Source organism: Curtobacterium pomorum (genome assembly GCF_044497295.1).
GTDB lineage: Bacteria > Actinomycetota > Actinomycetes > Actinomycetales > Microbacteriaceae > Curtobacterium.
The window spans coordinates 920,298-940,655 of the sequence record NZ_CP172409.1; the positions used below are offsets into that span (position 1 = coordinate 920,298).

Here is a 20,358-nt window from a genome sequence, read left to right on the forward strand (position 1 = left end):
CGATGACGACGACGGACGCGAGCGACCAGACGGAGCCGACCCGGGCCTCCCGGCCGGTCACGCTGTTCACCGGACAGTGGGCCGACCTGCCCTTCGAGGAGGTCGCCCGGCTCGCCGGCGACTGGGGGTACGACGGACTCGAGATCGCCTGCTGGGGCGACCACCTGGACGTCCGGCGCGCCGCGACGGACCCCTCGTACGTCGCCGACCGCAGGGCGATCCTGGAACGCAACGGACTGCAGGTGTGGACCATCGCGAACCACCTGGTCGGCCAGGCCGTGTGCGACGACCCCATCGACCAGCGGCACGAGGACATCCTGCCGCCGCACGTCTGGGGCGACGGCGACCCCGAGGGCGTCCGGCAGCGCGCGGCCGAGGAACTGCAGTGGACCGCCCGTGCCGCTGCGGCACTCGGGGTGGACACCGTCACCGGGTTCTCCGGCTCGTCGATCTGGAAGACCGTCGCCGGGTTCCCACCCGTGCCCCCGTCCATGATCGACGCCGGGTACCAGGACTTCCACGACCGCTGGTCGCCGATCATCGACGTCTTCGAAGAGGTCGGGGTCCGCTTCGCGCTCGAGGTGCACCCGTCCGAGATCGCCTACGACTACTGGACCGCTCGTCGCACGCTGGAGCTCTTCGCGGACCGGCCGGCGTTCGGCTTCAACTTCGACCCGTCCCACTTCGTCTGGCAGGACCTCGACCCCGCCGCGTTCCTGCTCGACTTCGCCGACCGCGTCTACCACGTGCACTGCAAGGAGTCGGTGAAGCAGCTCGACGGACGCAACGGCCGGCTCGGGTCGCACCTGCCGTGGGGCGACCCCCGACGCGGGTGGGACTTCGTCACCGCCGGACACGGTGACGTGCCGTGGGAGCGGGTGTTCCGCGTGCTGAACCACATCGGCTACACCGGACCCACCAGCGTCGAGTGGGAGGACGCCGGCATGGACCGGCTCGTCGGCGGCCCGGAGGCGCTGGCGTTCGTCCGGCAGCTCGGCACGATCGCGCCGCCGTCGGCCGCGTTCGACGCCGCGTTCTCGCGGTCGCGGGCGTGAGCGTGCGCGGGGTCGTTCCGGGCGTACCTGGTGATCTCGGGCGTACCTGGTCGTTTGTTCCGACCAGGTATGCCCGATCCCGCTTCCCATCGCGGACGTCCTGGGAAATTCTGTGACGGAACACGACCGCACGACGGGCCCGGCACACACCCCGGCGCCGAGCAACGCCGCGCGCATCCTCCGCCTGGTGCACGAGGACGGCCCGATCGCACGCGCCGAGATCACCCGCCGCACCGGGTTGAACCGGTCCACGACCCTCGCACTCGTCGGTGAGCTGGTCGAGCTCGGGCTGGTGCACGAAGGCCCACCGCCCGCCGGGTCGGCTGGATCCGGGGTCGGTCGCCCGAGCCCGATCGTGCGGGCTTCGGCAGACGTGGTGGCCGCTGCCGTCACGGTCGAGATCGACGCCGTCGAGGTGGCCCTCGTCGGGCTCGACGGCACCGTCCGGCGGCGGCAGGTCGAGGCGCAGGTCCGCCCACCCTCCGCTGCCGAGGCCGTCGACGTCGTCGCCCGGCTCCTCGATCAGGTCCGAGTGACCGGCGCCGAGACCACCGGCGCCGAGACCACCGGCGCCGAGACCACCGCTCCAGGCACCGGGCCCGCGCCCGCCCCGGGGCGGCTGCGGCTCGTCGGGGTGGGCGTCGCCGTCCCCGGGACGGTCCGCGCCGAGGACGGCAGCGTCCAGTACGCGCCGCACCTCGGCTGGCACGACGAACCATTCGCAGCTCCGCTCGCCGACCGCACGGGACTGCCGGTCCGTGCCGCCAACGACGCGAACCTCGGGGCATGGGCCGAACGCCTCGCCGGCAGCGGGCGGGGCGTCGACGACCTCGTGTACCTCAACGGCGGCGCGAGCGGCATCGGTGGCGGGGTCATCTCGGGCGGACGGCCGCTCAGCGGCGCCGACGGGTACGCCGGCGAGCTCGGCCACACGTTCGTCGCGGCGAACGGCATCCGCTGCCACTGCGGAGCCGTCGGGTGCCTCGAGACGGAGGCCTCGCGTGACGCCCTCACCACCGTCGCCGGGACGGCCCCCGACGACCTCGCCGCATTGGCCGGAGCGCTCGCCGCCGACGACCCCGCGACCGAACGCGTCGTGGACCGGCAGGTCGATGCCCTCGCCACCGCGCTCCGCAACGCGATCCACACCGTCAACCCCGAGGTCGTCGTGCTCGGCGGGTTCCTCGGAGTGCTGCTCGACCACGTCGGCGACCGGATCGTCACCGCCGTCCGTGCGCAGTCGATGGCGGGCACGGCCGATCGGCTGCGCATCGTCCCGGCTGCACTGGGCAGGGACGTCCTCGTGCACGGAGCCGCCGAGATCGGCTTCCGCGACCTGCTCCACGACCCGGGCACCGTGACCACCGCGGTTGCCACCACCACCCCCACGTCCGACCGCGACGACGCGGCCGAGGAAGCGAGAACCCCATGACCTCCATCCAGCGCCAGCGCACCAGCGTGCTGCTCGGCACCCAGGACCTGACCGTCGAGGACCGCCCCGTCCCCGCGGTCGAGCCCGGCGACGTCCTCGTCCGGGTCGCCGCGGTCGGGGTGTGCGGCTCCGACGTGCACTACTACCGGCACGGCCGCATCGGGGACTTCGTCGTCGAGGAGCCCCTCGTCCTCGGGCACGAGCTGTCCGGCACGATCACCGCCGTCGGCGAGGGCGTCGACCCCGCTCGCGTCGGGGAGCGCGTCGCCGTCGAACCCCAGCGTCCGTGCCACCGGTGCGCGCAGTGCCTCGCCGGCCGCTACAACCTCTGCCCGCACATGCGCTTCTACGCGACGCCCCCGGTCGACGGGGCCTTCGCCGAGTTCGTCACCATCGAGGCCGAGTTCGCGCACGTCCTGCCCGACTCCGTCTCGTTCGAGGCCGGCGCCCTGCTCGAACCCCTGTCGGTCGGCATCGCCGCGGTCCGGAAGGCCAGCATCGTCCCCGGCTCCTCGGTGCTGATCGCGGGTGCCGGTCCGATCGGGATCATCTGCGCACAGGCAGCGCGGGCGTTCGGTGCGACCCGGATCGTCGTCAGCGACCTCGTCCCCGAGCGCCGGGAGCGTGCGCTGCAGTACGGCGCCACCGAGGTCGTCGACCCGACCACGGTGTCCGTCGTGTCCGACATCGCTCCGGTCGACGCCTTCATCGACGCCAGCGGTGCGCCCCGCGCCGTGTCCGACGGCATCAAGGCCGTCGGGCCGGCCGGCACTGCGGTGCTCGTGGGGCTCGGCAACTCCGAGATGACGCTGCCGGTCGAACACATCCAGAACCTCGAGGTCACCGTCACCGGGATCTTCCGCTACACCGGCACGTGGCCGGTCGCGATCGGCCTGGTCGCGTCCGGGCAGGTCGACCTGGACTCGCTCGTCACCGGTCGGTTCGGGCTCGACGAGGTCCGCGAAGCCCTCGAGAGCGACACCGACCCGGAGTCCCTCAAGTCCGTCGTCTACCCCGGCGGCGTGCCCGCCTGACGCGCGCACGGTGCGGCTTTCGCCGGCCCGGGCAGCGTTGCGCGTCTGGTGCGGCGTTGTAGCCGGGCACGGTGCGTGGAAGCTCGCACCGGGTGACGACGCACGCACGGTGCCCGGCCCGTCGGACGGTGCGGTGTCGGCCGTCTGGTGCGGCGTTGTAGCCGGGCACAGTGCGTGGAAGCGCGCACGGGGTGACGGCGTGCGCACGGTGCGGACGGGAGGCGCGTGGCCAGGCCGCGACGGGCCTCCCGTCCGGCACGTGACCCGGAACGGGGCCACCGCCGCGTCACCGGGACGCGCTACGGTTCGCGCATGACCGCTTCACCGGCCGCCGTCGTGCCGCAGCGCACCGACCGGCGCGCGCTCGTCTCCTGGGCGCTCTGGGACTGGGGTTCCGCCGCGTTCAACGCGGTCGTCACCACCTTCGTGTTCAGCACGTACCTGGCGAGCCGGGCGTTCGTCGACCCGGCGCGGGTGGCCGACACCTCCGCCACCGGCAAGGCCTTCGTGGAGCGCGAGCTCGCCCACAACGCCGCCGTGGTCTCCACGGCGCTGACGATCGCCGGCATCGTCGTCGCGCTCGTCGCCCCGGCGATCGGGCGTCTGGCGGACTCGTCCGGGCACCGGCGCCGGTCCGTCCTCATCGCCACGATCGGCATCGTCCTGTCCATCGGCGGCATGGTGTTCGTCGCGCCGAGCCAGCCGTACCTGGTGCTCGGCGCCGCGTTGCTCGGCATCGGCACGGTCGCGTACGAGATCGCGAGCGTCGGCTACAACGCCATGATCGGGCAGATCGCGTCGGGGGAACGGACCGGACGGGTCTCCGCGATCGGGTGGGCCGCCGGCTACTTCGGCGGCATCGTGCTGCTCGTGGTGCTGCTCGTCCTCTGCATCCAGGACTTCCGGGGCGACGGTGTCGTCGGCGGGCTCCTGCAGCTGCCCGCAACCGTCGCGACCGGGCAGTGGGACGTCCGCGTCGCGATCGGCATCGCCGCCGTGTGGCTCGCGGTCAGCTCGATCCCGCTCTTCATCGTGGTGCCAGAGGCCGCGCCCGATCCGCGCGGGACCGGTGGCGTGCTCGGCGCCTACCGCGACCTGGGGCGTGACATCGCCCGGCTCTGGCGCGAACGGCGCAACGTACTCGCGTTCCTGCTCGCCAGCGCGGTCTTCCGCGACGGTGTCGGCGCGGTCTTCACGTTCGGCGGCATCATCGCGGCCCAGGTGTTCGGCTTCAGCGCATCGCAGGTCATCGTGTTCGCCATCGCCGCGAACGTCGTCGCGGGCGTCGCCACCTTCGTGTCCGGACGGCTCGACGACCGGTTCGGCTCGCGTGCGCTCATCATGGTGTCGCTGATCGGCCTCGCCGCCTGCGGACTCGGCGTGCTCGCCGCGGGCACGCGAACCGAGTGGTTCTGGGTGCTCGGGCTCACCCTGGCGCTCTTCGTCGGACCCGTGCAGTCGTCGTCGCGGGCGTACCTGGCGCGGCTGGCGACCCCCGGCCGCGAGGGCGAGCTCTTCGGCCTCTACGCCACCACCGGCCGGGCGGCGTCGTTCCTGGCGCCGGCGCTGTTCGGCGTCGCCGTGACGATCGGCGGCTCGACGCGCTTCGGCATCCTCGGGATCGTGGTGGTGCTCGTCGCGGGGCTGGTGCTCATGGCGTTCGTGAAGCCCGAGCCCCGGACGCTGCGCGCGTAGGTGGGTTGGGCTGGGCTGGGCGTTCCGGGCGTCGCTGGTGTATTCGGGCGTACCTGGTCAGTTCTTTCGACCCGGTACGCCCGTTTCCGTTTTCCATCGCGGCCGTTCTGGGAAGGAACGTCGGCTCGGCTCGGGTCGGCTCGCGTTCGGGGCGGCCAGGAGGCTCGGTGCCTCTCCCTGCACCGGTGCGGCCAGGAGGCTCGGTGCCTCTCCCCGCACCGCTGCGGTTGTGCGCATCGTTGTGCACAGCGCCGCGGTTCCGCCGGACTCCGCAGCGCGGGTGCGCCAGGATGGACCCATGACCGACCAGCGCATCGCCGTCGTCGTCCTCGCCGCCGGGCAGGGCACGCGCATGAAGTCGTCCACCCCCAAGGTGCTGCACCGGCTCGCCGGGCTCCCGCTCATCGCCCACGTCCTGCGGACGGCGTCGTCCCTCGGGCCGGAACACGTCGCGGTGGTCGTCCGGCACGAGCGTGACCTCGTCGCGGCGGAGATCACCGAGCGCGCGCCCGACGCCATCGTCGTCGACCAGGACGACGTCCCCGGTACCGGTCGCGCGGTCGAGGTCGCCGTCCAGGCGCTCCCCGCCGACTTCGACGGTGCCGTCGTGGTGCTCTCCGGCGACGTCCCGTTGCTCGACGCGGCGTCGCTCCGCCTGCTCGTCGACGCGCACGCCCGTGGCGGCAACGGGGCGACCTTCGTCAGTGCGATCGCCCCGGACCCGACCGGCCTCGGACGGATCGTGCGTGACGCCGACGGCGCGTTCATCGGGGTCGTCGAGCACAAGGACGCGACGGCCGAACAGCTGGCCATCGCCGAGGCGAACGCGGGCATCTACGCGTTCGACGTGACGCACCTCCGCGCGGTCCTGCCGTCGCTCACCACGGCGAACGCGCAGGGCGAGAAGTACATCACCGACGCCCCCGCGCTGATCAGCGACCGAGGTGGGCGCATCGACGTGGTCACCCTGACGGACTCGTGGCTCGTCGCCGGCATCAACGACCGCGCGCAGCTCTCCGATGCCGCACGCGAGCTCAACGCCCGCATCGTCCGCCGGCACCAGCTCGCCGGCGTCACCGTGCAGGACCCGGCGACCACCTGGATCGACCTCGACGTCTCGATCGAGGCGGACGCCGAGATCCTGCCCGGCACCCAGCTCCTCGGTGCGACCGCGATCGCCGCCGGTGCCGTGGTCGGGCCGGACACCACGCTGCGCGACACCGAGGTCGGTGCCGGGGCGACGGTGAACCGGGTCGACGCCACCCTCGCGGTCATCGGCGACGGCGCCTCGGTGGGGCCGTTCGCGTACCTGCGTCCGGGCACGATCCTCGGCGACCAGGGCAAGATCGGCACCTTCGTGGAGACGAAGAACGCGAAGATCGGCCGTGGCAGCAAGGTCCCGCACCTGTCCTACATCGGCGACGCCGAGGTGGGCGAGGACTCGAACATCGGCGCGAACACGATCACCGCGAACTACGACGGCGTGCACAAGCACCGCACCGAGGTCGGCTCGAACGTCCGCACCGGCTCGCACAACGTCTTCGTCGCCCCGGTTAGGATTGGTGACGGCGCGTACACGGGTGCCGGAACGACGGTCCGCAAGGACGTCCCGGCCGGATCGCTCGCGATCAGCTACGCCCCACAGCGCAACACCGACGGATGGGTCGAGGAACACCGACCCGGCACACCGGCGGCCGAGGCTGCTCGGCACGCGAACGGCGAATAGATCCTGGCGACCACCGGTCGTCGACATCGACCCCACACGGGTCAGGGAGTGAGCACCGCACTTGTCCGGAATCAAGACAACCGGCCAGAAACGACTCGTCCTCGTCTCGGGGCGAGCACACCCGGCGCTCTCCGCCGAGATCGCAGAGGAACTCGGCGTCGACCTGGTCCCCACCGACGCCCGGACCTTCGCGAACGGTGAGCTGTACGTCCGGTTCGACGAGTCGGTCCGCGGATGCGACGCGTTCGTCATCCAGTCGCACACGGCACCGATCAACGAGTGGCTCATGGAGCAGCTCATCATCGTCGACGCGCTGAAGCGGGCCTCGGCCAAGCGCATCACCGTCGTCGCGCCCTTCTACCCGTACGCCCGTCAGGACAAGAAGGGCCGCGGTCGCGAGCCGATCTCGGCCCGCCTCGTCGCCGACCTGTTCAAGGCCGCCGGCGCGCACCGGATCATGAGCGTCGACCTGCACGCCGCCCAGATCCAGGGCTTCTTCGACGGCCCGGTGGACCACCTCTTCGCCATGCCGGTGCTGCTCGAGCACTTCAAGGAGATCCTCGACCCGTCGATCCTGACGGTCGTGTCCCCGGACATGGGCCGCGTCCGCGTCGCCGACATCTGGTCCGAGAAGCTCGGTGCGCCCCTCGCCATCATCCACAAGCGCCGCGACCCGCTGGTCCCGAACCAGGTCACGGTGCACGAGATCGTCGGCGACGTCTCCGGCCGCTGGTGCCTGCTCGTCGACGACCTGATCGACACCGGGCGCACGATCGCCAAGGCTGCCGAGGCGCTGAAGGAGGCCGGCGCGATCGGCGTCGTCGTCGCCGCGACGCACGCCGTGTTCTCCGACCCGGCCACCGAGCTGCTGCAGAGCGAGTTCATCGACCGCGTCGTCGTGACCGACACCCTGCCGGTGCCGGTCGAGAAGCGCTGGGACCGTCTCGAGATCCTGCCGATCGCCCCGCTCCTGGCCCGCGCCATCCACGAGGTCTTCGACGACGGTTCCGTCACGTCGATGTTCGACGGCGCCGCTTGACCCATCCCGCGCGTGACGCCCTCGCGGCCCGACTCCGGGCCGCGGGGAGCGTCTTCGCCGAGGACGAAGCCGACCTGCTGCTCGAGTCCGGAGCCGGCGAGCCCGTCCGGCTGCGCTCGCTCGTCCAGCGCCGGCTGGCCGGTGAGCCGCTCGAGTACGTGCTCGGGTGGGCCGCCTTCGACGGACACTGCATCCGGGTGACCCCCGGGGTCTTCGTGCCGCGTGCCCGCACGGCCGTCGTCGTCGAGCAGGCCGCGCGTCGGCTGCAGCGCTACGACCGCGTGGTCGATCTGTGCTGCGGCGCCGGCGCGATCTCGGTGGCGTTGTTCGGCCGGGTCGGCGCACTCGACCTCGTGGCCACGGACATCGACCCGGACGCCGTCGACGTCGCGGCCGAGAACATCGGCGACCGTGGGATCGTCGTCGCCGGTGACCTGTTCGCGCCGCTGCCGGATCGGTTCCGTGGCGCAGTCGACGTCGTCGCGGTGAACGCCCCCTACGTCCCGACGGCATCGATCGCGATGATGCCGGTCGAGGCGCGGGAGCACGAGCACCGTGTCGCGCTCGACGGTGGGGCGGACGGCCTGGACCTGCACCGGCGGATCGCCGCGGGAGCGAGGGAGTGGTTGCGCCCCGGTGGTTCGGTCGTGATCGAGGTGTCCGTGGCGCAGACAGATGCGTCGGTCGCGGCGTTCGTGGCCGCAGGGTTCACGGCCGTGGTCGAGCGGGACGACGAGGTCGACGGCACCTGCGTCGTCGCGACGCTCCCCGCCTGACCCAACGAGCGATCCGCGCTGCCGGCTCGCTCGCTCAGGGGCCGCGACACGCCGCTCAGGTTCGCCGAGGTCGCACAGATGGCCGTTCGAACGCTCGACATGCCGAGATTTCGGAACCTCGACAACACGCAGACGGCGGGTCGCACGCCCCCGCCCGACCTACTTCGCGTCCACCGTCACCGTGGCCCACCCCGTCGCACCGTTCGGCGCTGGTGGCCGCTCGACGCTCGTCTGGACCTCGCCGTCGGCGCTCACCGCGCGGACCTCGATCCGGTGCGACCCCGCGGTCGGTGTCCACCGCAGCAGCCACTGGCGCCAGGTGTCCGCCGACACCGACTCGGCGAGCTCCGCCTGCTGCCACGCTCCTGAACCGACGCGGACCTGCACGGCCTTCACCCCGGTGTGCGGCTGCCAGGCGACCCCCGCGATGGCGACCTGCTCGCCGACCGTGACGGTCGTCCCGTTCCGCGGGGTGTCGATGCGGGACTCGAGCTTCACGGGCCCGCGTTCCGACCAGCCGCGCGGCGTCCAGTAGCCCTGCGCGTCGGCGAAGCGCGTGACCTCCATCTCGGTGACCCACTTCGTCGCCGACACGTAGCCGAACAGCCCGGGCACGACCATCCGCGCGGGGAACCCGTGCTCGGTCGGCAGTGGTTCCCCGTTCATCCCGATGGCGAGCAGAGCATCCGTGCCCTCGTCCTGCAGCACGTCGAGCGGCGTCCCGGCGGTGAACCCGTCGATGCTGCGGGACAGCACCATGTCAGCGTCCCCGGTCGGCTTCGCGCGGGCCAGGAGCTCCCGGATCGGGTACCCGAGCCAGAGCGCGTTGCCGATCAGGTCACCACCGACCTCGTTCGACACGCAGCTCAGGGTGGCCATGTGCTCTTCGAGCGGCAGTGCCAGCAGTTCGTCCCACGTCAGCGTCACCTCGTGCTCGACGGCGCCGTGGATGCGCAGGCTCCAGTCGGCCGGGTCGATCGAGGGGACGCGCAGCGCGGTGTCGATCCGGTAGAAGTCGGCGTTCGGCGTGACGTACGGCGTGATCCCGTCGACGTCGAGCGAGGCACCGCCCGGCACCGCCGGTGCGGGCGTCGCCGCCGCGGGCAGGCGGACGGCTCGTCGAGCAGCGGCGACCGCCTGCATCGCGGACGACCCCACCCTGGAGGCAGTGCCCACCACGACCGCCACCGCTGCGGTCGCGACGCCCCAGACCAGGAACGCGCGGCGCTCGGCCGAGGCAGGTCGCGGTGACGCCGACGGGACGGCTGCGGCGGCCTCCCAGCGCCGGAGCCGACGCAGCAGCAGCCGCAGGGTGATCACGGCGGCGGCGACGCCGAAGACGGTCGGGGCGCCGTCGAACGTGCCGCTGCCGGAACGGGTGCTGACCGCGATCAACGCGAGCACCCCGCCGACGGCGAAGACGAGTGCTCCGAAGGGCGGACGAGCGCGCTCGAGGGCCCCGGCGCCGGCGCTGATCGCGGCGACCAGGACGGTCATGAGCACGAAGAGCGCGACCTTGTCGCCGGTGCCGAACAGGGCGACCATCAGGTTCTTGGCGCCCGCGGGGGCGAGGTCGATCACGGCCGACCCGACGGCCACCAGCGGGCTGCCGGCACCACCGAGGAGCAGCGCGCCGAACTCGGCGATCCCGAGGAAGGCCGCGGCAGCCACGAGACCGACGGCCGCAGCGAGGACCGCGGGCCGGCGCAGCGGGACACCGGCCGTGTGCTGGTCCGTCGATGGGTCGCCCGGCGTCGGGACGTCCGTGGTGCGTTCGGTGGTCACCGCCCGAGCGTAGGTCGCCCGCCCGCTCGTGGCCTGTGCGTGCGGTTCCCCGGGCGTTCACCGACCCCGGCCAGCACCTGCCGATCGGGCCGTGCGAGGATCGGGGTGTGCCGAGGCGTCCAGATCCCGTTCCGCGCCCCGGTCGCGCCCGCCGCCCCGAGCGCACGCCGATGTCGGCCGCGCAGCGGCTGTCCACGTTGCGGTGGGTGATCGTCGGCATCTGGGCGGCGCTCGTCACCGCACGGGTCGTCGTCGTCTCCACGGCGCCCGAGGTCGATCTGTCGTGGTTCGGGATCGTCGAGTTCGGCGCGATCGCGCTGGGCGTCACGGTCATCGTGGTCGCGGTCGTCCGCGCCGCTGCGGTGCGACGCCGACACGCCGACGAGGCCCTCGCTCTCGCAATCCGCCGCATCGACCCCACTGTCTGGCTCGTTCCGGCGGCTCCGACGACCGAACTGCGTGACGCGATCGCCGAGGTCCGGCCGGAGGCGAGCCTCGGACCACGGGTGACCTGGGCGTTCGGGGCGACCGAGGCGTCGCTGTGGGAACTCGAGGACCGCAAGGCCACACGGTTGCTCGTGATCCGGTGGAGCCGGGTCGTGCACGTCGGGATCGAGGACGTCCACGGAGACGGCGACCGCGCCGACGGTCGACGGGCGTGCGCGGTCGCGATCCACTACGTCCGGCCGGACGACACCCCCGCGGTCGCGACCTTCTTCGTGCGGACCGCTCCCGGCGCCCGTCGACTGCTCGGCCGCGGGCCGCGGTTGGACCGGCTCGTCGCCGACCTCGCGCGCGAGCGCATCGTCGCCTGAATCGAGCCGATCGCGGTCGGACGTGGGAAGGGCCCCGCCGATCGGCGGGGCCCTTCGAGGGTGCGGTCGTGCCGCGGTCTAGTGGGTGGACGGTTCCTGGTCGACCTCACGGCGGTCGTCGTCGGACCACAGCGTGTGGAAGGTGCCGTCCTTGTCGATGCGCTGGTACGTGTGCGCCCCGAAGAAGTCGCGCTGCCCCTGGATCAGCGAGGCGGGCAGCCGCTCGGACGCGAGCGAGTCGAAGTACGACAGCGCTGACGAGAAGCCCGGAGCGGGAATCCCCGACGCGGCGGCGATCCCGACGATGCGACGCCAGGCGGCTTCGCCCTCCTGCACGGCGTTGGCGAAGTACGGGTCCACCAGCAGCGACTCGAGCTCCGGGTTCTTGTCGTACGCCTCGACGATCCGGTTGAGGAACTGCGCGCGGATGATGCAGCCACCGCGCCAGATCTTCGCCACGTTGCCGAGGTTGATGTCCCAGCCGTACTCCTTGGCCCCGGCGATGATCAGGTCGAAGCCCTGCGCGTAGGCGACGACCTTGGAGGCGTAGAGCGCCGCACGGACGTCGTCCTCGAAGCCGTCGGGGACCTCGGCGATGTCGGGCCGGTCCGGGAACGCCTGCTGCACGGCGGCACGCTGCGACGGCTTCGACGACACCGCGCGGGCGAACACCGCTTCGCCGATGCCGGAGACCGGGATGCCGAGACCGACCGCGTTCTGCACGGTCCACACGCCGGTGCCCTTGGAGCCCGCTTCGTCGCGGATGACGTCGACGAGGGGCTTGCCCGAGTCGGCGTCGCGCTGCTTCAGGACCTCGACCGTGATCTCGATGAGGTAGGACTCGAGGTCGCCGCCGTTCCACTCCTGGAACACCTTGACCAGGTCCTCGACGGAGAGCCCCCCGACGCGGCGGAGCAGGTCGTAGGACTCGGCGATGAGCTGCATGTCGGCGTACTCGATGCCGTTGTGCACCATCTTCACGAAGTGCCCGGCGCCGTCGGTGCCGATGTGGGTCACGCAGGGCTCGCCCTCGGCGACCGCCGCGATCGACTTCAGGATCGGCCCGAGGGTCTCCCAGGCTTCCTTCGAGCCGCCGGGCATGATCGACGGACCCTTGAGCGCGCCCTCTTCACCACCGGAGATGCCCGTGCCGACGAAGTTGAGACCCTTCTCGCGCAGGTCGTGCTCACGCCGGATCGTGTCGTGGAAGTTGGCGTTGCCGCCGTCGACGATGATGTCGCCTTCCTCGAACTTCTCGGCGAGCTGCGAGATCACCGCGTCGGTGCCCTTGCCGGCCTGCACCATGATGATCGCCGTGCGCGGCTTCGAGAGCGAGGCCACGAAGCCGTCGATGTCCTCGGACGCGATGAAGCCGGCATCGCCGTGCTCCTTGATGAGTTCTTCGGTGCGGGCGTAGGTGCGGTTGTACACCGCGACCGTGTTGCCCTCACGCGACGCGAGGTTGCGTGCGAGGTTCGATCCCATGACGGCGAGGCCGATGACCCCGATGTTCGCCTGACCAGTGCTGTCTGCCACGTCGTCTCCTTCGTCCGGACGTGAGACCAACCTACGGTCGGCGCCCTGGGACCGCACGGGTGTTACGGCAACTGGGGACCACTGTTCACCCCGTCAATACTGTGGAGGGATGACCGACACCGCTGTCCTCCCACCCGTCCTCGTCATGGGCGTCTCCGGTTCCGGCAAGTCCACGATCGGGCAGGCGCTCGCCGACGCGCTCGCCGATCAGGGCCAACCGACCGTGTTCGTCGACGCCGACGACCTGCACCCGGCCGCGAACAAGGAGAAGATGCGGCAGGGCATCCCGTTGACCGACGACGACCGCTGGCCCTGGCTCGACGCCTGCGCCGCGAAGATCGCGGCCGTCGAGGCGTCCGGGAGCCGCTGCGTCATGGCCAACTCGGCCCTCAAGCGCGTCTACCGCGATCGGCTCCGGCAGTCGGCGCCCGGCCTCGTCATCGCGTTCCTGGACGGCTCGCACGACCTCATCGCCGAGCGGCAGGCGCACCGGCAGCACGAGTACATGCCGTCGTCGCTGCTCGACTCCCAGTTCGCGACGCTCGAACGGCCGCAGCCCGACGAGGCCGCCGTCGACGTCTCCATCGATGGTTCGGTCGACGCCACGGTGCGGGACATCGTGGCTGCGCTCGTCGTCACCTCCGCCTGAGCTGCCCCAGCACGGAACCGCCCACCTCGCGCCGGGCGACGAACCTCGCACCGTGCAGACGGCTTCGCGGGACACCCCGGCTGGGAGGCACGGGCGGCGGGATCCGTCAGCGGCGCACCGCGCTGATCGCCCCGTGCGGTCGGTGCTCCGGTGCCGTCCGGGTGTGGACGTCCACCACGTCGAAGCCCGCTTCGTCCAGCCGCGCTGCCAGGGACACGACCGGCCAGCGGTACGCGGTGACGACCGCGTGGTCGAAGGCCTCGACCGCGGGGCCCTCGAAGAACCCGAGCAGGAGCCCACCGCCGGGGGCGAGCACCCGCCGGAACTCGTCCAGTGGCACGCCGACCCGCGAGGGTTCGTGGTGGATCACCGAGTACCAGGCGAGGACTCCGCCGACGCTGCCGTCCGCGAGCGGCAGCGCATCGAGCGATCCGTCCCGGAAGTCGACAGAGGCAGTGTGCGTCCGTCGTCCGTGCTCGACGAACTCCGGCACGGCGTCGATCCCGATGACCCGGTGCCCGTTCCGAGCCAGGTGCGCCGTCCAGTGACCGGGGCCGCACCCGGCGTCGACCAGCAGACCTCGGCGACCCGCTGCCCAGGCGTCGACGAGCGCGCGGTCGTCGGGGTGGACGGCGTCCATCGACCCGAGCGCTGCCGCGTACTCCTCAGCGCGAGCGCTGTAGGCAGCCGTCACCCGCTCCGTCATGCGCCCGACCGTACCGCCTCGGCTGCCTCACCTCGCACCACGCGGCAGCACCCGCGCCGCCCCTACAGCTTGAACGTGGCCTTCGGGATGTCGGACACGATGCGCCCCGCCGTGCGGACCGCGTCCTCCTCGGAGATCTCGTGCGTCACGACGAGCGACGCCAGGTACGCCGCATCCGCCCGCCGCGCCATGTCGTGCCGCGCGGGGATGGAGCAGTACGCCCGCGTGTCGTCGATGAAGCCCGAGGTCTTCGTGAACGACGCCGAGTCGGTGATCGCGGAACGGTACCGCCCGATCGCCGCCGGGGTGTCGATGAACCACCACGGTGCACCGGCGTACACGGCGGGGTAGAAGCCGGCGAGCGGACCGATCTCGCGCGAGAACACGGTCTCGTCGACGGTGAACAGCACGAGGTGGAAGCCCGGGGCGGTCCCGAAGGCCTCGAGCAACGGCCGCAGGGGCGTGGTGAACGAGCCGACTGCGGGCAGGTCGTGACCGGTGTCCGGTCCGAACCGCTCGAGCGTCGGCGTGTGGTGGTTCCGGATCACGCCGGGGTGCAGCTGCATGACGAGGCCGTCCTCGACGCTCATCTCGGCCCAGCGGTAGAGCATGTCGTGCCGGTACGCCGTCGCCTCGGCCTCGGTGAGCGACGACGGGTCGCCCAGTGCAGCCGTGTGGATGCGTTCCCGCTCGGCGGACGACAGGGGAGCGGAGCCTGCGTCGAGCACCCCCGTGTCCGTGGCGGTCGCGCCGTGCTCGATGAAGTACTGGCGACGTGCGCGCAGTGCTGCCAACAGCCCTGCGTGGGTGCCGGTGTCGATGCCGGCGGCCTGTCCGACGGCATCGACCACGGGCCTCCAGTCCGGCCGGGTGGGGTCGAACACGGCGTCCGCGCGGAACGTGGGGACCACCCGGCCGGTGAACGCGGGGTCGGCGGCGAGCTGCGCATGCGCAGCGAGGTCGTCGGCTGGGCCGTCGGTGGTGGCGAGGACCTCGATGCCGAAGGTGTCGAACAGGGCGCGCGGGCGGAACGCGGGCGACGCCAGCAGGGCGGCGATGCGGTCGTACTGCGCGTCGGCGTTCGCCGCTGACGGCTGCTCCGTCAGCCCGAAGACGTCGTGCAGCTCGGTCTCGAACCAGTAGCGCACGGGGGTGCCGAGGAAGTCGTCCCAGTGGTCCGCCAGGTTCCGCCAGACGGCACGGCCGTCCGGTTCGAGAGGCACGGTGCCGGTCGCGGACAGGTCGGTGCGTCCCAGCGCGGCCAGGTCCACCCCGTTCGCGTGCAGCAACCGGAGCACGTAGTGGTCGGGCGTGATGAGCAGCGACGCCGGGTCGCTGAACGGCTGGTCCGCGGCGATGAGCGCCGCGTCGACGTGGCCGTGGGGAGAGATGATCGGCGCGTCCTTGACCGTGTCGTAGACGGTCCGTGCCACCCGGCGTGCACCGGGGTCGGCGGGGAGCAGCCGGTCGGGGTGCGGGGCGAGACGGGTGGCGGTGTTGGTCTGGGTCATCATCGACTCCTTCGGGGACGGCGGGGACGGCGGGGACGGCGGGTGCTGCGGGCGAGCGCCGGCGTCAGGCGGGCGCGGGACCCGTCGACTCCCGGACGGTCAGGTGCGTGGGCAGCGCGACGGCGCCGGTCATGTGCTCACCGGGCAGCTCGTCGGCGGGGATCGCGCCGAGGCGGCCGAGCAGCATCCGGATCGCGACCCGGCCGGCGCGTTCGATGGGCGAGGTCATCGTGGTGAGCGGCGGGTTGCAGAAGTCGGCGCCGAAGATGTCGTCGCAGCCGACGATGCTCATGTCCTCGGGGACGCGGACGCCCCGTTCCCGCAGCCGCGCGAGCATCCCGATGGCGATCAGGTCGTTGAAGGCGATGCAGGCGGTGGCCCCGGCGTGCACGGCGGCGTCGGCGGCAGCTGCTCCGGAGTCGACGAAGGGCGCGTGCGGCCCGATGCGTGCGACGCGGACGCCGAGGCGCTTCGAGACGCGGACGAGCGCCTTCCACCGGCGTTCGTTCGACCACGAGCTGTCCGGACCGGCGACGTAGAGGACGTCGCGGTGGCCGAGGGAGACGAGGTGCTGCACCGCCTGCTCGACGCCGCCGGGGGTGTCGATGAGCACCGAGGGCACCCCGGCGGGGCGACGGTTCACGACGACGAGCGGGATGCGCTCGGCGAACCGGGCGATCTGCGCGTCGGACAGGCGGGACGCGGTGAGGACGACGCCGTCGGCCTTCGCGCCGATCGCGCTCAGGGTGGCGAGTTCGGCGTCGGCGGACTCCTCGGTGTCGACGAGCAACTGCGTCCAGCCGGCACCGGCGAGCTGGTGCTGCGTGCCGCGGATGACGTCGAAGTAGAACGGGTTCGTGATGTCGGAGACGAGCACGGCCACGGCGCGGGTGCGACCGGAGGTCAGGGCGCGTGCCTGCGAGTTGGCGACGTAGCCGAGTTCGCGGGCCGCCCGCTGGATGCGTTCCTGCGTGCTGTGGTTCACGCGGTCGGGGAGCGAGAGTGCGCGGGACACGGTCGACGGTGCCACGCCGGTCGCGTCGGCGATGTCCCGGATGGTCACGCGTCGGGCGGCGCTGAAACCTGCGCCGGAGGCGTCGCCGACGTCCGTGTCTGTGCTGCTCACGAGGCCGAACGTATTCGCGTCTGGCAACAAGTGGCAACCGGTTGCCGGATGTTGCCAACGGCGGAACAGTGGTGCCACCGGGCAGCGCCGCCCGGAGGAGGTCTCGAGGAGGAAACCCCCGGATGAACAGGACACGGCTCAAGCCCCGCACCCTCGTCGGTGCCGTCGCGGTGATCGCCCTCACCGCTCTCTCCCTGCAGGGCTGCGCCGTCGTGAACGGCAGCGGCGACGACCCGAACACCCTCCGCGTGATGATGGGCGCGGACACCACGTACCCAAAGGAGCGCAAGCAGTGGCAGCAGGACACCGCTGCCGAGTTCAAGCGCACCACCGGCGCGGACATCCAGTGGGAGACCTACTCGTCCGCGCAGGAGGAACTGACCGCGATCCAGACCAGCGTCATCTCCGGTCAGGGCCCCGACGTCTACGCCATCGGCACCACGTTCACCCCGACCGCCTACGCCACCGGCGCCTTCGTCGAGATGGGGTCGAAGGAGTGGAAGGCCATCGGCGGCAAGGACCAGTTCGACCCGGCCTCGTTCGGCATCTCGGGCCCGAGCGACTCGCAGCAGATCGGGATCCCCTTCGCCAGCCGCCCGTTCGTCATGGCCGTCAACAAGGACCTGCTCGCGAAGGCCGGCATCACCGACATGCCGACCACGTGGGACGAACTCACCGAGGACGCGAAGGCCACGACCGGTGACGGCCGCCACGGCATGGCGATCGCCTACGCCGACGGTTTCGACCCGTGGAAGTTCGTGTGGGGCATGGCGCAGAACGCCGGCAACACCATCGTCGACGGCTCGAAGGCCGAGATCGACAGCGACGCCGTCGCGAACGCGTACCGGACCTACTTCGACTGGGTCACGAAGGACGGCGTCGTCGACAAGGCCGCGATCGGCTGGAACAACGCGCAGGCCCTCGCGCAGTTCACCGAGGGCAAGGCCGCGTTCTTCCCGATGACGACCACCACCGCGATCAACTCCTTCACGGACACGAAGGTCGACGGGAAGTACGAGTTCGCCCTGCTCCCCACCGTCCCACCGGGCGCGAGCGAACGCACCGCCGACGGCATCGAGGCCGCGAGCATCCTGTCCGGCGACAACTGGGTCGTGGCCGACTACGGCACGAAGCAGGACCTCTCGTTCGACTTCGTCAAGCAGCTCAGCGCCCCGAAGGCCCAGCTCGAGTACTACGACCTGTTCGGCAACCTGCCGACGAACGCCGACGCCGCCGCACAGCTCGCGGCCGACAACCCACAGCTCAAGCCGATCATCGACGCCGGCCGCCTGTCGAAGCCCACCGCGTTCACCGGCGCCTGGTCCGACATCCAGCTCGCCCTGGTCGACGTCGTCGTGCAGTCGATCCCGTCACTCAAGGGCGGCGAGGTCACCGACGACCAGCTCCGTGCGCGACTCGAAGCAGCGCAACGCGACGCCCAGTCCACCCTCGACCGTCAGAAGAACGGAGGTCTGTGATGACCAGCACGCAGACCCGGCCCCGCACCGACGCGGCGCCGCCGCGGCCCGTGCGCCCGGCCGGCAAGACGCCCCTGTACAAGAAGGAGCGTCCGCTCTGGATGCTCATCCCCGGCGGCGTCCTCATGCTCGCCGTCATCGTGGTGCCGCTCCTGGTGGGCTTCTTCATCGCGATGCTCGACCTGGACCAGTACACGCTGCGGCAGTGGTTCAGCGCCCCCTTCGTCGGCTTCGCGAACTTCACCGAGGCCTTCACGAACTCACCCCTGCTCCACTCGATCTGGATCTCGGTGTCGCTGTCCGTGCTCGTCACGGCGGTCACCGTCCCGATCGGTGTCGCGGCCGCGATCTCGACGCAGAACCGGTTCCCGGGGCGCGGCCTCGTCCGGTCGATCTACCTGATCCCCTACGTGCTGCCCGCGTTCGTCGTCGGCACGTTCTTCCGCACGATGCTGCAGCCGCAGGGCGTCGTGAACTCGATCCTGCACACCGACGTGCTCTGGTTGAACGGCTCCGCGTCGTACTGGGCGCTCGCCGGCGTGATGATCTGGACGAGCTGGCCGTTCGTCTACCTGCTGTCGCTGGCCGGACTGCAGGCGGTGGACAACGAGGTGCACGAGGCCGCCGCGCTCGACGGGGTGACCTGGTGGGCGAAGCTCCGCTACATCATCTTCCCGTACCTGCGCGGGCCGCTCAGCCTTGCGGTGATCATCTCGATCCTGCACAACATCAACAACTTCACGCTGCCGTTCGTGCTGTTCGGCATCCCGCTGCCGTCGAGCGTCGAGGTCATGCCCGTCCTGACGTACATCGCGAGCTTCCAGTCGTTCCGCTTCGGCCTGTCCGCGGCCATGGCGATCTGCTCGCTCGTGATCGTCGCCATCCCGCTGTTCGTCTACCTGCGGGCCGTGAAGCTCGACACCGGTGACGACGCCGGCCCCAACCGGAAGCAGCGTCGCGCCGACCGCGCGACGCTCGCCGCCGCCCCGACCGCCGCCGACATCGACGGAGCACGCGCATGACCACCCCGAGCACGTCCTTCAGCACCCGCACCCGCCCCACCGCGACGCTCACCGAGAGCATCACGACCAGCAGCGGCGGGAGACGGAGCAAGCGTCCGTACGACACCGACGTCACCCGGCTCCTGCCCCGCTGGCTGCTCATCGTGGTGATCGCCGTCATCATCGCGTTCATCGCCGTCCCGGTCCTGTACATCCTGTTCGGATCGGTGAACTCGGACGTCGCGGTCGCCCGTGGCGAGTACTTCCCGTCCGAGTTCACGCTGTCGAACTACGTCGAGATCTGGTCGACGGTCGCCCTCGGCGAGGGGCTGGTCAACTCGATGCTCACCGCCGGCGCGGTCGCCATCGCGAGTGCCGCGCTCGCCGTGTCCACCGCCTACGTGCTGGTGCGGTTCCGGTTCCTCGGGCGCCTGACCATCCTGCGCGGGCTCCTCGCCCTGCAGTCGATCCCCGGCACGCTCCTGCTCCTGCCCGTGTTCGTCGTCTTCTCGAACATCGCCAGCGCCACGGGCGTACAGATCATCGGCACCCGCTGGGGCCTGTTCGTCACCTACCTGACGTTCGCCCTGCCGTTCTCGACCTGGGTGATGGTCACCTACCTGCGTGGCCTGCCGAAGGAACTCGAGGAAGCGGCGCGCATCGACGGCGCCTCGAGCACCAAGATCCTGACGAAGATCGTCCTGCCGCTGTCGTGGCCCGGCATCGTCGTCTCCGCGATCTTCGCCTTCCTGCTCGGCTGGAACGACGTCCTGTTCTCCACGATCATGACGACCCCGAACACCCGGACGGTGGCCGTGGTCCTGCAGGTGCTCGGCACCACGCAGGAGGGCGGCGCGGTCCCGATCTACGGCCAGATGATGGCCGCCTCGATCGTCTGCGCGGTGCCGGTCGTCGCCCTGTACCTCATCTTCCAGCGCTACCTGGTGGGCGGTTTGACGGCCGGTTCCGTCAAGTGAGCGCGGCAGTCACCGCA

The 20,358-nt window shown here is 71.4% G+C and carries 17 protein-coding genes; 12 read left to right on the forward strand and 5 right to left on the reverse strand.

The window, feature by feature from the left end; genetic code table 11:
• The first annotated feature begins 2 nt into the window (after positions 1-2).
• The 7 genes from ACGH48_RS04480 (at position 3) to ACGH48_RS04510 (ending at position 8,757) form a co-directional block, all read left to right on the forward strand.
• A complete protein-coding gene (locus ACGH48_RS04480) occupies positions 3-1,055 on the forward strand; it encodes a sugar phosphate isomerase/epimerase (protein ID WP_340196565.1) in 1,053 nt (350 codons plus the stop codon).
• 112 nt (positions 1,056-1,167) lie between these two features.
• Positions 1,168-2,487, forward strand: coding sequence for an ROK family protein (locus tag ACGH48_RS04485; protein ID WP_396290342.1), 1,320 nt, complete (start codon positions 1,168-1,170; stop codon positions 2,485-2,487).
• Positions 2,484-3,521: an NAD(P)-dependent alcohol dehydrogenase gene (locus tag ACGH48_RS04490; protein WP_396290344.1), complete on the forward strand. Its 1,038-nt coding sequence runs from the start codon at positions 2,484-2,486 to the stop codon at positions 3,519-3,521. The genes ACGH48_RS04485 and ACGH48_RS04490 overlap by 4 nt, the downstream gene beginning before the upstream one ends.
• Before the next feature lie 312 nt (positions 3,522-3,833).
• Complete coding sequence (locus tag ACGH48_RS04495; RefSeq protein WP_123313242.1) at positions 3,834-5,216, forward strand: MFS transporter; 1,383 nt, start codon at positions 3,834-3,836, stop codon at positions 5,214-5,216.
• 298 nt (positions 5,217-5,514) lie between these two features.
• Positions 5,515-6,942 (forward strand): bifunctional UDP-N-acetylglucosamine diphosphorylase/glucosamine-1-phosphate N-acetyltransferase GlmU, encoded by a 1,428-nt coding sequence (glmU, locus tag ACGH48_RS04500; RefSeq protein WP_396290346.1) that lies wholly within the window; start codon positions 5,515-5,517, stop codon positions 6,940-6,942.
• Positions 6,943-7,003: 61 nt separating this feature from the next.
• Positions 7,004-7,981, forward strand: coding sequence for a ribose-phosphate diphosphokinase (locus ACGH48_RS04505; protein WP_123313244.1), 978 nt, complete (start codon positions 7,004-7,006; stop codon positions 7,979-7,981).
• Entirely contained in the window at positions 7,978-8,757 is a 780-nt protein-coding gene (locus tag ACGH48_RS04510) for a putative protein N(5)-glutamine methyltransferase (RefSeq protein WP_396290347.1), read from the forward strand. The genes ACGH48_RS04505 and ACGH48_RS04510 overlap by 4 nt, the downstream gene beginning before the upstream one ends.
• Positions 8,758-8,916: 159 nt before the next feature.
• Here the strand turns inward: ACGH48_RS04510 and ACGH48_RS04515 are convergent, their stop codons facing one another.
• On the reverse strand, positions 8,917-10,542 hold the full coding sequence (locus ACGH48_RS04515) for a molybdopterin-dependent oxidoreductase (protein ID WP_396290349.1): 1,626 nt from the start codon (positions 10,540-10,542) through the stop codon (positions 8,917-8,919).
• Positions 10,543-10,649: 107 nt separating this feature from the next.
• Between ACGH48_RS04515 and ACGH48_RS04520 the strand changes: the two genes are divergently transcribed.
• A complete protein-coding gene (locus tag ACGH48_RS04520; RefSeq protein ID WP_148061771.1) occupies positions 10,650-11,357 on the forward strand; it encodes a hypothetical protein in 708 nt (235 codons plus the stop codon).
• 78 nt (positions 11,358-11,435) lie between these two features.
• On the opposite strand, the gene gndA is transcribed toward ACGH48_RS04520, so the two are convergent.
• Complete coding sequence (gene gndA / locus ACGH48_RS04525; protein ID WP_123672992.1) at positions 11,436-12,893, reverse strand: NADP-dependent phosphogluconate dehydrogenase; 1,458 nt, start codon at positions 12,891-12,893, stop codon at positions 11,436-11,438.
• Between the two features lie 109 nt (positions 12,894-13,002).
• Between gndA and ACGH48_RS04530 the strand changes: the two genes are divergently transcribed.
• Positions 13,003-13,542 carry a gluconokinase gene (locus ACGH48_RS04530; RefSeq protein ID WP_396290350.1) on the forward strand — a complete coding sequence of 180 codons (540 nt, stop codon included), beginning with the start codon at positions 13,003-13,005 and terminating at the stop codon, positions 13,540-13,542.
• A 106-nt stretch (positions 13,543-13,648) separates the two neighbouring features.
• Here the strand turns inward: ACGH48_RS04530 and ACGH48_RS04535 are convergent, their stop codons facing one another.
• The 3 genes from ACGH48_RS04535 to ACGH48_RS04545 all read right to left on the reverse strand — a co-directional run bounded on the left by ACGH48_RS04535 (position 13,649) and on the right by ACGH48_RS04545 (position 16,885).
• Positions 13,649-14,248, reverse strand: a complete 600-nt coding sequence (locus tag ACGH48_RS04535) for a class I SAM-dependent methyltransferase (protein ID WP_396290351.1) — start codon at positions 14,246-14,248, stop codon at positions 13,649-13,651.
• A gap of 62 nt (positions 14,249-14,310) precedes the next feature.
• Entirely contained in the window at positions 14,311-15,759 is a 1,449-nt protein-coding gene (gene uxaC, locus ACGH48_RS04540) for a glucuronate isomerase (protein ID WP_396290352.1), read from the reverse strand.
• Between the two features lie 64 nt (positions 15,760-15,823).
• On the reverse strand, positions 15,824-16,885 hold the full coding sequence (locus ACGH48_RS04545) for a LacI family DNA-binding transcriptional regulator (protein ID WP_396290354.1): 1,062 nt from the start codon (positions 16,883-16,885) through the stop codon (positions 15,824-15,826).
• 122 nt (positions 16,886-17,007) lie between these two features.
• On the opposite strand from ACGH48_RS04545, the gene ACGH48_RS04550 reads away from it, so the two are divergent.
• From ACGH48_RS04550 to ACGH48_RS04560, 3 genes are read left to right on the forward strand one after another with little or no spacing between them, the layout of a single operon-like run.
• The gene (locus tag ACGH48_RS04550) at positions 17,008-18,363 is read left to right on the forward strand and encodes an ABC transporter substrate-binding protein (RefSeq protein WP_396290355.1); all 1,356 of its coding nucleotides are present in this window, start codon (positions 17,008-17,010) and stop codon (positions 18,361-18,363) included.
• Complete coding sequence (locus tag ACGH48_RS04555; RefSeq protein WP_123313253.1) at positions 18,363-19,385, forward strand: carbohydrate ABC transporter permease; 1,023 nt, start codon at positions 18,363-18,365, stop codon at positions 19,383-19,385. Before ACGH48_RS04550 ends, ACGH48_RS04555 begins: the two co-directional genes overlap by 1 nt.
• On the forward strand, positions 19,382-20,341 hold the full coding sequence (locus ACGH48_RS04560; protein WP_221180561.1) for a carbohydrate ABC transporter permease: 960 nt from the start codon (positions 19,382-19,384) through the stop codon (positions 20,339-20,341). Before ACGH48_RS04555 ends, ACGH48_RS04560 begins: the two co-directional genes overlap by 4 nt.
• Positions 20,342-20,358: the final 17 nt, after the last annotated feature.

What these genes read in the sequence shown, in the direction of transcription:
- ACGH48_RS04560 (WP_221180561.1), top strand. Translation starts at nt 19,382, where the DNA reads ATGACCACCCCGAGCACGTCCTTCAGCACCCGCACCCGCCCCACCGCG.
- ACGH48_RS04490 (WP_396290344.1), top strand. Translation starts at nt 2,484, where the DNA reads ATGACCTCCATCCAGCGCCAGCGCACCAGCGTGCTGCTCGGCACCCAG.
- ACGH48_RS04535 (WP_396290351.1), bottom strand. Translation starts at nt 14,248, where the DNA reads ATGACGGAGCGGGTGACGGCTGCCTACAGCGCTCGCGCTGAGGAGTAC.
- uxaC (WP_396290352.1), bottom strand. Translation starts at nt 15,759, where the DNA reads ATGACCCAGACCAACACCGCCACCCGTCTCGCCCCGCACCCCGACCGG.
- ACGH48_RS04495 (WP_123313242.1), top strand. Translation starts at nt 3,834, where the DNA reads ATGACCGCTTCACCGGCCGCCGTCGTGCCGCAGCGCACCGACCGGCGC.
- glmU (WP_396290346.1), top strand. Translation starts at nt 5,515, where the DNA reads ATGACCGACCAGCGCATCGCCGTCGTCGTCCTCGCCGCCGGGCAGGGC.
- ACGH48_RS04530 (WP_396290350.1), top strand. Translation starts at nt 13,003, where the DNA reads ATGACCGACACCGCTGTCCTCCCACCCGTCCTCGTCATGGGCGTCTCC.
- ACGH48_RS04480 (WP_340196565.1), top strand. Translation starts at nt 3, where the DNA reads ATGACGACGACGGACGCGAGCGACCAGACGGAGCCGACCCGGGCCTCC.
- ACGH48_RS04550 (WP_396290355.1), top strand. Translation starts at nt 17,008, where the DNA reads ATGAACAGGACACGGCTCAAGCCCCGCACCCTCGTCGGTGCCGTCGCG.
- ACGH48_RS04555 (WP_123313253.1), top strand. Translation starts at nt 18,363, where the DNA reads ATGACCAGCACGCAGACCCGGCCCCGCACCGACGCGGCGCCGCCGCGG.